This is a genomic window from Desulfosarcina variabilis str. Montpellier, assembly GCF_048565275.1.
Taxonomy (GTDB): Bacteria; Desulfobacterota; Desulfobacteria; order Desulfobacterales; family Desulfosarcinaceae; genus Desulfosarcina; species Desulfosarcina variabilis.
The window spans coordinates 8,698,774-8,712,487 of the sequence record NZ_CP159846.1 but is presented as its reverse complement, the minus strand read 5'-3'; the positions used below and the strand labels follow the sequence as shown (position 1 = coordinate 8,712,487).

Sequence of the window (13,714 nt, the reverse complement as noted above, 5' to 3'; positions counted from 1 at the left end):
AACGCCGTTAGCGGGCCTTAGACGGATTTATCAAACAGGCTCTAAAGTCTGGCCTGAACCTCGGCCATCTTTATAATTGGCAGCTGATGCTTGCCTTTGCCTGTGGCCTTGTCCAGCAACGCTTGAGCGGCGCTGCGGTAAAACAGGGTTGCCTTGACCTTGCCGCCTTTTAGCTTTCCCGTAGGCAATGGGATGGTTTCAAACAGGGACTGCCGAGGGGGAACCCGTTTGTCCTTGAGAATCTCGCGGGCCTTGGCAATATTTTCCACAGGATTTCCCTTGCCGTCACCGAATACGGTATTGAAAATGATCGTATCCGCCGGCAGATAGTTATTTTTATCCCTGACGCCGGAAGCATAAACGGTCTTTCCTTTTTTATCCTTGACGACAATTTCAAGCCACATCTGGCGCATTTCGGTCATGCCCGTGGGCAGATAATGGCCGGCGCCGGTATTTCTCACCTCGATGGTCAGTTTGTGATCATCCAGCTGGGTCTTGTCGATGCCAAGCGTTGCCGTGTTCTCAAGGCGCTCGATGGCCATTTGCGATTTTTCCGCATCACCATTGAGCATGGGCAGATAGGCATTGGCGCCGACAAAATAGTGCGTGAAGATGTGCTCCCGTTGCGGGCCGTCATCGACGGCCTGTCCGGGGTTGGCCGGTCTTTGGGTGTTTCCCGTTGCCGGCACACCGGGCCGTTGAACCATATGACAGCCCTGGCAGGTAACGCGTTTTTTAGGATCATCCGAGTAATATGGGCCGTTTTTCCATTCGGTGTAGGTGGTTTCCAGGTCCGTTTCGAAGACCACATGCTTGACATTGTGGCACGTCCCGCATATTTCTGCATTGGTGTGGAATGCGGAGTAGGCGGTTTCGTGGTAATCCGATTCCGAGTCCTTGAAGGGGCCTCTCTTGACCCCCGGGTCGTCTTCGCCATGCCCTGGCTCGACGGTAAGGCCGTTGTTGTATATTTTACGGGCCCCAGTGGCGCTGTGGCAGTAATCGCATTGAATGCCCATTTGGGCAAGCTCCGGGATTTTGCTTCTGTCATCTGAAGACTTGGTCGGATAGCCGGTAATCACGCCAACCGGCGTATGGCATTTCACACAGGCCTCGGCTTCCTTGATTTCGTCCGGATCATTCAGGCTTTCGCGCAGGAAATCCGAAACACCCAGATAAACCGTGTCCGTATGCGAAAGGTGGTGGGTTGACCGCTCCCACTGGGCGAAAATATCCGAGTGGCAGCCGCCACAGGTATCTGGGGCGATAAACCGGTCGATGGAATAGGTTGGGGGCGTTTCTTTTTGTTCCGGATTCATGTAAACCCGATATACAATTGCCAGGACGACCGAGGCGATCATCAACGCCGCTATTACAAGATGCTTATGGCTTTGCAGGGCTGTCATTTTTTGTGTCCGTCTCCATTTTTTCATGGGGGCAAGGCCCTGTTTCAAGATAAATCAACGTGAAGGACAAACGCGAGCTGGATTGAAAACAAGGATACGATTATCTGGTAACGGTGGATTTGTCAAAACTATAAATAAAGGATAAACATGAGCCTGCAGTCCAAAAAATCATTTGCCACCATAGACTATGAACGATGCGATCCGAAAACCTGCGACCCTGACAAGGGCCTTTGCCCGGCCGTGCCGGCGTGTGAACACAAGGTGATCAAGCAATTGGACGGCCCATTTGAAGCCCCGATGGTTTTTCAGGACATGTGCATGGGATGCTGGGACTGTATCGAGGCCTGCCCACTTGATGCCATTGGCATGAAGCATCTCGGCGCATGAAACGGTGTCTGCACTGGGGTGTTTTTTTTCTTAAAAGACGAAGGCACATTGCATCATTCCGTTTTTCGATATCGCGGCGCTATTTGCCTGCTACTATGTATGTTCACTAGTCAATTTGATCAAGAGCTGCCTTGTTTGCCGTGCCCATCGCCAAACCGATCACTATGCAGTTGCCCGGCGGTGGACCAATTTTCCCGGTCAAACTCATCGATCAATACCGTCACCCACTCCGGCTTGACATCCAGGGTGTTGACCACGACGTCGGTCAGGGCGTCGACGAGTTTGCGTTTTGTCTCAAGGTCGCGGCCTTTGGCCAGTTTGATGGTAACGATCGGCATTGGATTTCCTTTTCAGGTCAAGACGGTTTTGCAAATACAGCTGGGCAATGGTCATTTAGCTAGTATGAAAAAGGCTCTAAGGGGCGACCGGCCGGTCGCCCCTATCACCGCCTATTTCAGTTTGAGCAGACGGGCGGCATTGTCCCCACACACGATCTGCCGGTCGGCCTCATCCAGTCCCCCCTCGGTCATTTCCTTGAAATAGCGGGCTGGTTTGAGCAACGGGTAGTCCGTGCCCAGCAGTACCTTGTCGATGCCCACCAGATCCTTGGCGTATTGGTAGATGCGGCTGTCATAGAGAAACGGTGAGGCCGCGGTGTCGTAATAGACATTTTTGAGCGTCTCTTTAACGGCTTTTTTCAGCAGATGATAGAAGAAGATGCCGCCCCCCCAGTGCGCCAGGACAATGGTGTTGTCTGGAAAGCGGGAAACGGTTTCGTAGATCTGGATCATGGTGTTGGGGGTTTTGCCCGGATACAGATGGCCGACCTCCTCATTGGTGTGCAGCAGTACGGGCACATCGCGCTCTCGGCACAGATCCATGATGGGATCCAGGCTCATCTGGCATTCGCCGTCGATGCCGCAGCCGTAAAAGGCCAGCTCTCCCACGCCGGACAGGCCGGCCTCCAGGCAGCGTTCGACCTCCTGGGCGGCCTCGGGATTAAGGCTGTCCACACAGCACATGCCCCGCAGGCGATCCGGGTAACGGCTGACCACATCGATCACATAATCATTGTTGAGCTTGCAGGTCTCGGGGTTGCGCCAGGGAAAGCCAAACACCACCGACATGTCCACCTGTTGCTCATCCATCATGGCGACGATGTCGGCGGCGGACACCAGTTTGGATTTGGGCGATTCGTACAACAGTTTGAATTCGGGCTCGTCATCGAAAAAGCGATCCCGGTGATCTCTTATTTCAGCTGGAAAGGTGTGCACGTGAAAATCGATAATCATGCCGTTGCTCCTTTTTAGGATGTTTTGGCTTAGGTTTGGTTTGTATAGCATTCAAGATAATGTTTTTGGGCTGTGTTATCGGTCGAAAGCGATATGGATTATACAGCTTCCTCCCTTAAGGCCTTGCCAAAAACATTATCTTAAACACTATAGGTTGACTCTGTGTTGTTTTCTTATACAATACAGTCCACGCTTACAACCGTTCAGAAAAAGTTATTTTGTCATGTTTTTGATTGCCGGCATTCAACCCAAAACCAGACGACTGGACGAGAACCCGCAGCGCTGCCCGGTATGCGGGTTGACGCAGGCGTATGCCACACGGGTGGACCACTATCTGAGTCTGTTTTTTATTCCTTTGATTCCGGTCAAACGGGGGGAACCTTTTTTGCTTTGTGAGCATTGCCAGCGGCCGGTGGATGATTTTGAGGACGCTGCAGGACCGGTGGTGCCTCCATCCGGGGAGGAAACCGTATGCGTGGCCTGCAAACGAACCTTTGACAGTTCATTCAAGTATTGCCCCCACTGCGGGCAGCGGGCATAAATACTGTATATCGAGGTGAATATGCGTGTTTCCAAAAGAGCCGTCAATGGCCTGAGCCGACGACAATTTCTGATCATGACGTCCATAGCCGCCACCAACCTGGCATTGGGGTGTGCCACCAATCCGGTGACGGGTAAATCCCAGTTTATGCTCATGGACGAACAAGAGGAGATTGCCATCGATAAACAGTATTCTCCCCAGCAGTTTTCCACCGATTATGGAACCGTCCAGGATCAACGGCTGCAGGATTATATCCAGACCACCGGTAAAGCCATGGCCGCCAAGACCCATCGTCCCCAGATGCCCTATGATTTCCACTGCGTCAATGCCAACTATGTCAATGCCTATGCTTTTCCCGGGGGCAGCATTGCCTGTACGCGGGGGATTTTGCTTGATCTGGAGAACGAAGCCGAATTGGCGGCTTTGCTTGGACACGAACTGGGCCATGTCAACGCCCGCCACACGGCGGCCAGTATGTCCAAGGCCAAGGTGGCCAATGCGGCCGTGGGCGGCCTGACCATCCTGACCAGTGTGGCCGTGGGGTCCAGTGCCGGCAATATTGCCGGGCAGTTGGGGCAGCTGGGGTCCGGGGCCCTTTTGGCGTCCTACAGCCGGGACAACGAACGCCAGGCCGATCATCTGGGGATGGAATACATGACCCGCACCGGTTATGGCCCCCAGGGCATGGTGGGGCTTATGGATATGTTAAACAGCATGAGCCAGCACAAGGCCAGTGCCACGGAACTGCTATTTGCCACCCACCCCATGAGCTCGGAACGATACAAGACTGCCGTCGCCGAGGCAAAAAACGACTACCAGAAGTTCGATGGGCAGCCCCTGCATCGGGAGCGTTACATGGATCACACAGCCGGTTTGAGAAAAATACAAGGCGCGGTCAAAAAAATGCAGGAGGGCGAGGCGGCCCTGGGTCAGGAAAAGTACACGGACGCCGAAGGCCTTTTCAAACAGGCCTTAACTGAGGCTCCCAACGACTATGTGGGCTTGCTGCTCATGTCCAAGTGCTTGTTGATGCAAAAGAAAAACAAAGATGCCCAGCGCTACGCGGAAAAGGCCAAGCAGGTTTATCCGGCGGAAGCCCAGGCATACCACATCAGCGGGTTTGCAAAGTTCAGCAACGAGCAATACGAGGAAGCCTTTGAGGATTTTTCCACTTACGAGAAGCGCCTGCCCGGTGATCCCAATACGACGTTTTACCAGGGGATGTCTTTGGAGGGCATGCAGAAAATTCAGGATGCGGCCAAGGCATACAGTGCCTATCTGAAACATGTCAACCAGGGACAGCAGGCACAGTATGCGGCCAAGCGGCTCAAGGAGTGGGGCTACACCAAGTAGACGATAACAGAATCCAATGCCAAGCGATCCATTTTCCCATGACCGACAAGAACGCCACGTGGTGTTGGTGGCCCCAGAAATACACTGGAATACCGGTAATATCGGCCGCACCTGCCTGGGGGCCGGTGCCCGGCTGCATTTGATTCGCCCGTTGGGCTTTTCCCTGGACAGCCGCCAGGTCAAACGCGCCGGCCTGGATTACTGGGATCGGGTTTCCCTTGACCTGTGGGACAGTTTTGAGGCGTTTGCAAAAGCATTCAATCCGTCGGCAGGCGAAGTGGCCCTGTTTACCAAAAAAGGGTCCCGGATTTTCTGGGAAATGCCGGTTCAGCCGCGAATGTTTTTGATTTTTGGTTCCGAGACCGGCGGGCTGCCGGAAGATATTCTTTCCCGCTACCCGGATGCCCGCTTTCGAATTCCCATCACCGGTGAGATTCGATCCTTGAACCTGTCCACGGCGGCCGGGATTGCCCTGTATGAGAGCCTGCGGCCGGTGCCGCCGGCATGAAACGCGGGGTTGACGCCCTGTTATGATGACACCTTTTTATACGGATTTGATCCAGGATCGATAAACAGGAATGACCATATAAAATAAAAAACCAACGACTCAGGAAAACTTTTAAAAGAGGAGAAAATCCATGGCAAAGCATGCGTTGATCCACAAACAATCTGTGTTTGGCGTAACCGTTCTGGTGGCTTGCGCGGTAGCTGCACTGTTTCTGGTGCAGTGTGGCAAAGACGGCGGGTCATCGATTTTTACCAAAGCGGCCCTGCCTTATGCAAAGGACGCCCTTGCGCCTGTTATCAGTGCCGAGACCATGGGGTTTCATTATGACAAGCATTATGCCGGGTATGTGAAAAATGCCAATGCGCTGACCGGCGGCGGGGCATTTCGCGGCAAGACCCCCGAGGCGGTGATCAAGATGACCGCCGATGATCCGTCTAAAGCAGCCATTTTCAACAACGCCGCCCAGGCCTGGAATCACGCCTTTTTCTTCAAATGCCTGAAGCCGGAGGGCGGTGGGGTGCCCCAGGGCCGTCTGGCGGAGATGATCGATGCCAGCTTTGGTGGGTTCAACGATTTCAAAATCGTTTTTCTGACGGCGGCCAAGGACCAGTTCGGCAGCGGTTGGGTGTGGCTGGTCAAAGATGGGGACAAACTGGCGGTGGTGGCCACGGCCAATGCCGATACCCCGCTGGCGCACGGCCTGACCCCGCTGTTTACCGTGGATGTGTGGGAACACGCCTATTACCTGGATTATCAGAACCGGCGCACGGATTTTGTCCAGGGGGTGCTGGACAATCTGGCCAACTGGGAATTCGTGGCCGAGCAGTTGGACAAGGCACTGCCCGAAGCAACGGATGCAGAAGCGGATGCCGAGACCGATGAAGGGCAGCACGGATGAACATGAAATCCACGACAATCACGCTGCTCGGTAAGATCAGACAGGATGCGCCGTTGGTGCACAATATCACCAATTTTGTGGTCATGAACCCCACGGCCAATATCCTGCTTGCCCTGGGCGCATCCCCGGTGATGGCTCACAGCCGCCAGGAGGTGGCGGACATGGCCGGACTGGCCCATACCCTGGTGATCAATATCGGCACCTTGTCCGAGGCCTGGATCGAGGCCATGCTGCTGGCCGCCCAGGCTGCCAACGGACGCGGCATCCCCGTAATCCTGGATCCGGTCGGTTCCGGTGCGACGGCCTACCGGACCCGTACGGCCCTGAGAATTCTCCGGGAAGCGGACGTTGCCGTTATTCGGGGCAATGCTTCGGAAGTGCTCAGCCTGGCCGATGAAAAGGTAAAAACCAAGGGCGTGGATTCCTCATTATCCCTGTCCGGGGGGGCGGTTGATGCGGCCGGGGCCATTGCCCGGCAGCACGGCTGCGTTGTGGCCATTTCCGGTGAGAAGGATCTGATCACCGACGGCGAGCGGTCGCTGTGGGCCGGCAATGGTGTGCCCCTGATGACCCGGGTGACCGGTCTGGGTTGCGGCTTGTCGGCTGTGGTGGGTGCCTTTTGCGCCGTGGCCGGGGATGTCGACCGATTGACGGCCACGGCCGCAGCATTCGGTTTTTACGGCCTTTGCGGCGAGCTGGCCGCCGGTATCAGCGACCGGCCGGGAAGTTTTTTCACGGCGTTTCTGGATAGCCTGTATGCGGCAGGTCAGGATGAGATTAATCGCCTGTTGAGTATTCAATAGCCACCCTTAGCGGCATTCGGCGGCATGCATGGCCGCCCCCAAATCAAAGGCCAGGCGCTGATAGCGCTCGGCAAACCGATCCCAATCCGGCAATCGTTCGCGCCTGGCGGTTTCCATCAGCGAGAGGACCTGGTTGACCGTGCGCTTGAGGCGGCTGCAGACGGGCAGGCGATCGGCTGCGTTGAGCGTTTCCAGCCTGGGCGTCAGTTGTCTCAACTGGGCGATGGACATGTAGTATATTGCTGGAACGCTGCCCGGTGCCAGTTGATAAAGGTGTTGGGCGGCGTCCAATAGCCGATCCCGGGTGGTGTCGGCAGCTTTCCCGGATTGCAGATGCTGCAACCCGTCCAAGGCGTTGCAGTATCGCTCAGCGGTTTCAAACTGCTCGTCCAAATTATCCCAGGTGGGGGTCAAGGCCATGGCCTTGGCCAGTTCATCCGATGCACAGGTATAAAAGGTGGCCGGTTTTGTGCCTCGCCGGGCCAGGCGCAAACAGGCGTTGCCCTTGATCCGGTGCAGCTGGCCGCATGCCGGGGAAGGGGTGTCACAGTCGATTGTTTGGGCGATGATCCAGGCATCGTCACCCTGATCGGCGCGGCGCTGCATCTGGTGGACACGCAGTGTGCTGCAGCCTGAAAAGGCTGCCATAAGCATCAGGCAACCTGCCGCCACCATCAGCCGTTTTGCAAAATAAAATGCGGGGTCCATGACCGGGCACAGGTTTGCCTGATCATGGGCCCCGTGTTTTTTGGGGTGCCACATCGGTTCAAAGCCTGGGTTTCCGGCGCTTTTCCCGATGAACGGAAAGCAGCTTGTCACTGATCGCATCAAAAATGAATTCGTCCGTGGATATCCCTTTGCTCTTGCAGTATTCCTCAACACGATGAAACAAGGCATCCGGAATATCAATGCAAATACACGCCTTTTCTTTGGGATCGGCTGGTTGGGTCATCTATTCATCCACATTACATGTGTTCGGCAATGCTTACCGTGCGGTCTCCCAGCATATTCACATAGCTGGCCATTTCATTGTCGTACCAGCCATAGATCACCGCCTGGGTCACGGGGGCGCGCACCACTGTGTCGGGCAGGCTGTCCAGCACCGCTTTGGAAAAGCCGGGGATGCTGGCCAGATCCAGGGTCAGGTCTGCGGTGCGGGTATGGGTCTCATCGCCTTCGATTACCGCTGCCGCCCGCGGGTCGCCGAGGATATCACCGGAGACGTTTTGTTTTTCCGTGTATTGGAGATAATTATTGGGGTCCAGTTGGGCGGCCTGCTCGTAGACGTCATTGATCATATGGCGGTTGATCGGCTTTTCGGAGGGACTTTCCTGGATGCCCAGCACCAGGATGATCAGGGAGCCTGCGCTGACCGGCACACGCACTGACTCGGCAATGAAACCGATATGCTCCATCTCGGGGATCACCAGTCGAAGCGCCTTGGCCGCGCCCGTGGAGGTGAGAATAATATTGTTCAGGATCGACCGGTTTTTACGCAGGTCGGTCTTGCCGGATTTGGGCAGGCGATCCAGTACCTGCTGGGAACCGGTGGCCGCGTGCACCGTGGCCATGGACGCCGACAGGATCCGTTTGGCCCCGAAGGCGTTGAGCAGCGGCTTCATCATATGCGCCAGACAGGTGGTTGTGCACGAGGCATTGGAAATGATGCGGTGGCGCCGCGGGTCGTAATCGTTGGCATTGATGCCCATCACCGTGGTGATGGCATCTTCGGGCATCTGGGCGCCTTCCTGCTTGATTTTAAACGGTGCGGAGACCACCACTTTTTCGGCCCCGGATTCCAGATGCCCCCGGGCCGAACCCTTGGCGTGATCGGCCGGCAGGGTCGGGTCGAGGAATTGGCCGGTGGTATCCACCACCAGGGACACATCATTGGCTTTCCAATCGATGGCCTGGGGGTTGCGGGCACTTCTCAGAATTCGTACGGGAATCCCATCAATCATCATGGTCCCGGCCTTCTCGTCCATCGCTTCAATGACCGGGGCGGCACTGTGGCCATGCAAAAATGCATGCAGGCTGCCATAGGTGGAGTCACGTTCCAGGTAATGGGCCACATCGGCCAGACCGGTGCCTGCCTGGCGTCCGATATTAACTACGATTTCACTGAAGTAACGGCGTCCTACGTGATGCCACACGCAAAGCTTGCCGATTCGGCCAAGGCCATTGATGCCGATTTTCATTTGTCCTTCATTCATTGCATTTTTCTCCGAGTATAGCCGGTAACGCGCCGGCCAGATTAGTGGATGGAAATGAATCAAGCCTCTCGGATCTTTATTTCTCCTTGATAAACCGATCCTTCCCGACCGTCAATGCTTATATAATCTCCGGAACGAACAATCACCTGATTGAAACTGGCGGTTTTTTGCTTTTCATTGCACACCAGGGTGCCGCAACCGACCACGCAGGTTTTGTCCAAGCGGTGGGCAACCACCGATGCGTGGGAGGTGAGGCCGCCTCTAGCGGTGAGCAGTCCATCCGCGGCATGAATTTCACGGATGTCGTCAGGGACCGTATCACCGCGAATCAGGATCAAAGCGGTGTCGGGTTCCAGTTCCCGCCAGCGGTCGATTTCCGCCAGGGTAAAGACGGCCCGGCCGCTCATGGCGCCGCCGGCCACGCCAATGCCGTTGCCCAAGTATTGATTATCCAGGGGGGTATCGACGTCAAAGGTGAGCACGGTTTTACGTTCCCGCATGGCCATATCCCGTGTCTGCAGCAGGTAGAGGCTGTCGGCCGCCGGTCCTTCGAAAGTGAACTCCATTTCCTGAGGGCTCCAGCCTTTTTTATAGATCAGTGTGGCCGCCCACTTGCGGATGGCCGCGTATATACCCGGATAGTGGGTCTCCAGGGTAATATCCGTATCGCGCATTTCGCTCTCCTGCTGCTTGACCGAAATGGGCAGGGTGCGTACCAGGCCGGCCACCACATCTTCTCCCTGGTTTTCCAGGGTGAAATCTCCCCATGGACTCAGGGTGTCGCCGGACCAGCGGGGGTTGTGGGTAAAGAACACCCCCGAGCCGGCCTGGGGTGAGATATTGCCGTAAACCATCTGTTGGACGGTGACGGCCGTGCCCCAGTCGTCTGAAATGCCCATGATTTTACGGTAGGTTTGCGCGCGTGGTGATTCCCAGGAAGAAAATACCATGTTGATGGTCATGAACAGCTGATCAATGGGATTCTCAAGCACTTCGACGCCTTCATCTTGAATGCGGGCTTTGTAGGCCAGCGCCACCATTTTCATCTGCTCACCGGTGAAGCCTTTTTTAAGGGGGATGCCCAGACGCGTTTTAAAATCGGCGATGATGGCGTCGAAATCGTCGCGGGCCAGTCCGAAAGCCATGCCATAGCACTGCAGAAAACGACGATAATTGTCCCAGGCAAACCAGGGGTTGTCCATTTTATGGGCCAGGCCGGCGGCGATATCCTCGTTGATACCCACGTCCAGAAAGGTTTCCATCATGCCGGGTTGAGAGATGGAGGCACCACTGCGCACGGATAGTAGCAGCGGGTTGTCCGGTTCGCCGAACCGTTTGCCGGTGATTTTCTGCAGATAGTCCACCTGCCGGCGAACCTGCTGTTGAAAATTTTTTTTGACCGGCCCGAATCCTTCAATCAGCTCACGGCAGCGAAAGGCTTCGGTGGTGATGATGAATCCGGGTGGCACCGGCAATCCCAGATTCTTCAGTTTGAGCAGGTTGAGTCCCTTGTTACCCATGTAGATGATGCCCACGGCGCTGTTGTTGATCTGATCCAGGCCGGTGACAATGCGTTGGGGATCGTAATTGAGAAGAAGGTGCAGCTTTTCCTTGGGCAGCATGTTGGACTGGTGGAACAAGGTGTTGAGAATACGGGTCAGGAACAGATCCAGTTGCTGCAACCCCAAAGACGTCGCGATCCGATCGCGAAAAAAGATTTCCGATACGCGGTGCTTGACCTTTTCCGGATCGACACCCGTTTCCCGGGGAAGATATTTGTCAAGCACCTGTTCCGGGGAAACCTGGGAAAGAGTGCGGGTCAGATTCTGGCCGTGGATATTGTTGAAGTAATCGTTGATGACGTTTTTGACGGCCACGGCAAAGCCTTTGAAAATATCCAGGTACTGGGTCAGGGTGAACCCCCTGACTTCCAGGGCGTGGGCCAACAGGTCCAGCTGGCGCTCGAGCTCCACCGAATAGATGCCGTCCAGCCGCAGGGCCTTGTCAAACAGGGTCAGCCGCTCGTAAATGTCGTGAAAGGTGGCCCGGGTGATCAGCCCCAGGTTGATCTGATCGACCAGTTCCTCGAAAAGCACATTGATCAATGATTCCACCCGAAAGGTGAGTCCCAGGGCATCGAATTTACGCTCATGGTAACTGCCGTACATGGAGGGGATGTCGATGGTAATATGCCGTTTTTTATATATGTCGGCTCGTATCTCATACGTCTGGTCGGAGAGGATGATGTCCTTTAAGTGCTCCAGGTAGTCCATGAGCAGGAACAGGCGTTGCTTAAGGTCGGTTTCCGCCAGGGCAGTACGCAGTTTTTCCAAATCCGGGAACGATTCCCGATCCAGGTGATCCAGATGATGACGCAGGGATTTATGGTCCAGTTGGTACTTGTGGTAAAGCAGCTTGTAGAACGCGGCGATCAGGGCCACGCGTTCAAGGTCCATGGGATCGGCATCGGGAACTTGGCTCAAGATGCCGCGGATGTGCTCATCTGTCTCGATGAGCAGTTCATCGGGAAGGTTTAGCCCCTGGTGGGCCAGGTGGTTGAACAGATCGTTCACCCCGTCGATATACTGGCCCTGAGAGTCGATTTGATCATAGATACTGGGGGGCACAAAGGGGGCGAGCCGTTCCTTCTCGCGCGTTTGCCAGAAATGCAGCACCGCCTCCATGAAGCGGATGATACGGTTGGAACTTTCCACATGGCTCTGCTTGCGCAGAAAGTGGATCAGAATGTCCCGCCGATGGGTGAGTTCATCCAGCTGGGTGGAAATATCGCGCAGGACGCCTTCAGCGCCGATATCGTTGAAAAAGGCCGGAAACAGCCGGGTCAGTTGCTTGGTCAGGTTGTAGACCGGCTCGATCTTGCTGTTGAGAAATTGGGTGATATCCTTGGGGAAAAGATCCGTGTCCTTGATGAAAATACCGAACAGGGACAGTTTGATGATTAGGCAGGAGAGCAACCGGGATGACCAGCCGGGCTTGCATTCGATCAGTTCCAGCCAGGTGCGGATGTTCTGCAGGTGTGCCGCATTGACCTGAATCTGCCAGTCGTTGCCCACCCCCCCCAGCATGGGGGTCTGGAACCCTAAATCGACCACCTGATCGATGAAAAAGTTAATGAGATCGATCTCGTCGGTTTGATAGACCGCCTGGCCCATATTGAGCACACAGGTCAGGGTGGTGGTCGGGAATTGTTCCATCTGGGGCTTTAAAATCTTGAAGGTCTTTTCGATAAGATTGCCGATATGATGATAGCTTTCGTTCTCGATCAACCAGCCCACGGTGCGGTTGATTTCCCGCAAGGCCTCCTCGTGGATCAACGACAGGCCGACAATGCTCATGATATGAAAAAGGAAAATAACCTTCCACTGATTGCCTTGACCACTGTCGGCGCCGACCGTCATCAGGGTTTGCGGCATTTTGCGGTACCGTTCGACCATTGTGCCAAAGTCGGTCAGGGTGAGCAGTTGCTCAAACACGGCCCTATCGTCGGTGTCCGTCTGGTCTTGGATCCGTTTCAGATCATCCGCCAATGCGTCCAGGGTGGCATGGGAAATATCGGCAAAACAGGCCCGCACCTGATTCGGATTGGGGATCTTGCCCGTGGCCGCTTGAAAGCTCTCCCAGGGATCATTGACCTTGTGCCAGAAGGCGTAGGTTTCGCTGAATGTCCGGATCAGCAGCCGGTTCAATATGGCATGGTCGGTGATGACGCCGTCTCCCCGCTCTTGCAGCAGCAGAAGAATGCGCTTGAGCGGGTAGAAACTTTTCACAAACAGGAAAAAACGATCATCCGGACAGTCGGTCAGCCATTTGAATCCCATATTGAGGACCGGCAGAAAGTCGACCAGCCGGTCACGGGCGTTGCCGATAATTTGTTTCAAGTATAGCAGCAGGTTGTCCACGGCGTCGGTGCGCACAGGGTCATCCACGTCGGCCTCGATGACTTCGATAAAGATGCCGATCATGACCCCTGCAGCCTCGACACCCTGGGGGTGGGACTGGAACAGGTGAAAATAGTCCAGGGCATAGCCCCTGGCTTCTCCGACGATAAACTGCCAGTTGCGGTAGGGATGGCTCAGTTCCTGAAGGAAGACGTTCACATTTTCCATCAGTCCATAATAACGGGACATCACCGACTGGATACACGCATAGCGCGGATCGATGGTCACGTCTACCCGGGTACTGGCGATATTGGCCTCAAGGGCTGTTGATTTGATCATGGTTGTTTTCAAGCGGGAATCCCCCATGAATCGATATATTGGCGGGTTGTTTCGGTGCTCGGTCTTTATTCAGCT

General features: G+C 55.2%; 13 protein-coding genes. 6 read left to right on the top strand and 7 right to left on the bottom strand.

The annotated features are described in order from the left end of the window. Window positions 1-41 precede the first annotated feature (41 nt). The gene (locus Dvar_RS39245) at window positions 42-1,406 is read right to left on the bottom strand and encodes a multiheme c-type cytochrome (protein WP_419658904.1); all 1,365 of its coding nucleotides are present in this window, start codon (window positions 1,404-1,406) and stop codon (window positions 42-44) included. Window positions 1,407-1,553: 147 nt separating this feature from the next. On the opposite strand from Dvar_RS39245, the gene Dvar_RS39240 reads away from it, so the two are divergent. Then, entirely contained in the window at window positions 1,554-1,793 is a 240-nt protein-coding gene (locus Dvar_RS39240) for a 4Fe-4S binding protein (protein ID WP_419658903.1), read from the top strand. A 119-nt stretch (window positions 1,794-1,912) separates the two neighbouring features. Here Dvar_RS39240 and Dvar_RS39235 read toward each other — a convergent pair whose 3' ends face one another. Beyond that, on the bottom strand, window positions 1,913-2,131 hold the full coding sequence (locus Dvar_RS39235; RefSeq protein ID WP_419658902.1) for a tautomerase family protein: 219 nt from the start codon (window positions 2,129-2,131) through the stop codon (window positions 1,913-1,915). Between the two features lie 111 nt (window positions 2,132-2,242). Next, window positions 2,243-3,085 carry an amidohydrolase family protein gene (locus Dvar_RS39230; protein ID WP_419658901.1) on the bottom strand — a complete coding sequence of 281 codons (843 nt, stop codon included), beginning with the start codon at window positions 3,083-3,085 and terminating at the stop codon, window positions 2,243-2,245. 223 nt (window positions 3,086-3,308) lie between these two features. Between Dvar_RS39230 and Dvar_RS39225 the strand changes: the two genes are divergently transcribed. The 5 genes from Dvar_RS39225 (at window position 3,309) to thiM (ending at window position 7,188) form a co-directional block, all read left to right on the top strand. Continuing rightward, on the top strand, window positions 3,309-3,626 hold the full coding sequence (locus Dvar_RS39225; protein ID WP_419658900.1) for a zinc ribbon domain-containing protein: 318 nt from the start codon (window positions 3,309-3,311) through the stop codon (window positions 3,624-3,626). A gap of 21 nt (window positions 3,627-3,647) precedes the next feature. Then, on the top strand, window positions 3,648-4,979 hold the full coding sequence (locus tag Dvar_RS39220; RefSeq protein WP_419658899.1) for a M48 family metalloprotease: 1,332 nt from the start codon (window positions 3,648-3,650) through the stop codon (window positions 4,977-4,979). Between the two features lie 16 nt (window positions 4,980-4,995). After that, a complete protein-coding gene (locus Dvar_RS39215) occupies window positions 4,996-5,487 on the top strand; it encodes a tRNA (cytidine(34)-2'-O)-methyltransferase (protein WP_419658898.1) in 492 nt (163 codons plus the stop codon). Between the two features lie 130 nt (window positions 5,488-5,617). Continuing rightward, a complete protein-coding gene (locus Dvar_RS39210) occupies window positions 5,618-6,385 on the top strand; it encodes a superoxide dismutase (protein ID WP_419658897.1) in 768 nt (255 codons plus the stop codon). A 2-nt stretch (window positions 6,386-6,387) separates the two neighbouring features. Further along, the gene (thiM, locus tag Dvar_RS39205; protein WP_419658896.1) at window positions 6,388-7,188 is read left to right on the top strand and encodes a hydroxyethylthiazole kinase; all 801 of its coding nucleotides are present in this window, start codon (window positions 6,388-6,390) and stop codon (window positions 7,186-7,188) included. A 6-nt stretch (window positions 7,189-7,194) separates the two neighbouring features. Here the strand turns inward: thiM and Dvar_RS39200 are convergent, their stop codons facing one another. Genes Dvar_RS39200 through Dvar_RS39185 form a run of 4 tightly spaced genes read right to left on the bottom strand, consistent with a single transcriptional unit; the run spans window position 7,195 to window position 13,639 of the window. Next, window positions 7,195-7,950, bottom strand: a complete 756-nt coding sequence (locus Dvar_RS39200; protein ID WP_419658895.1) for a hypothetical protein — start codon at window positions 7,948-7,950, stop codon at window positions 7,195-7,197. Window positions 7,951-7,954: 4 nt separating this feature from the next. After that, a complete protein-coding gene (locus Dvar_RS39195) occupies window positions 7,955-8,140 on the bottom strand; it encodes a hypothetical protein (protein ID WP_419658894.1) in 186 nt (61 codons plus the stop codon). A 13-nt stretch (window positions 8,141-8,153) separates the two neighbouring features. Beyond that, window positions 8,154-9,401, bottom strand: a complete 1,248-nt coding sequence (locus Dvar_RS39190; protein WP_419658893.1) for a type I glyceraldehyde-3-phosphate dehydrogenase — start codon at window positions 9,399-9,401, stop codon at window positions 8,154-8,156. Window positions 9,402-9,460: 59 nt separating this feature from the next. Further along, the gene (locus tag Dvar_RS39185) at window positions 9,461-13,639 is read right to left on the bottom strand and encodes a PEP/pyruvate-binding domain-containing protein (RefSeq protein ID WP_419658892.1); all 4,179 of its coding nucleotides are present in this window, start codon (window positions 13,637-13,639) and stop codon (window positions 9,461-9,463) included. Window positions 13,640-13,714 lie beyond the last annotated feature (75 nt).

Bases quoted from the DNA above. Each gene is read 5' to 3' on its own strand.
- Dvar_RS39245 (WP_419658904.1), bottom strand. From the start codon at position 1,406: ATGACAGCCCTGCAAAGCCATAAGCATCTTGTAATAGCGGCGTTGATG.
- Dvar_RS39240 (WP_419658903.1), top strand. From the start codon at position 1,554: ATGAGCCTGCAGTCCAAAAAATCATTTGCCACCATAGACTATGAACGA.
- Dvar_RS39235 (WP_419658902.1), bottom strand. From the start codon at position 2,131: ATGCCGATCGTTACCATCAAACTGGCCAAAGGCCGCGACCTTGAGACA.
- Dvar_RS39230 (WP_419658901.1), bottom strand. From the start codon at position 3,085: ATGATTATCGATTTTCACGTGCACACCTTTCCAGCTGAAATAAGAGAT.
- Dvar_RS39225 (WP_419658900.1), top strand. From the start codon at position 3,309: ATGTTTTTGATTGCCGGCATTCAACCCAAAACCAGACGACTGGACGAG.
- Dvar_RS39220 (WP_419658899.1), top strand. From the start codon at position 3,648: ATGCGTGTTTCCAAAAGAGCCGTCAATGGCCTGAGCCGACGACAATTT.
- Dvar_RS39215 (WP_419658898.1), top strand. From the start codon at position 4,996: ATGCCAAGCGATCCATTTTCCCATGACCGACAAGAACGCCACGTGGTG.
- Dvar_RS39210 (WP_419658897.1), top strand. From the start codon at position 5,618: ATGGCAAAGCATGCGTTGATCCACAAACAATCTGTGTTTGGCGTAACC.
- thiM (WP_419658896.1), top strand. From the start codon at position 6,388: ATGAAATCCACGACAATCACGCTGCTCGGTAAGATCAGACAGGATGCG.
- Dvar_RS39200 (WP_419658895.1), bottom strand. From the start codon at position 7,950: ATGTGGCACCCCAAAAAACACGGGGCCCATGATCAGGCAAACCTGTGC.
- Dvar_RS39195 (WP_419658894.1), bottom strand. From the start codon at position 8,140: ATGACCCAACCAGCCGATCCCAAAGAAAAGGCGTGTATTTGCATTGAT.
- Dvar_RS39190 (WP_419658893.1), bottom strand. From the start codon at position 9,401: ATGAATGAAGGACAAATGAAAATCGGCATCAATGGCCTTGGCCGAATC.
- Dvar_RS39185 (WP_419658892.1), bottom strand. From the start codon at position 13,639: ATGATCAAATCAACAGCCCTTGAGGCCAATATCGCCAGTACCCGGGTA.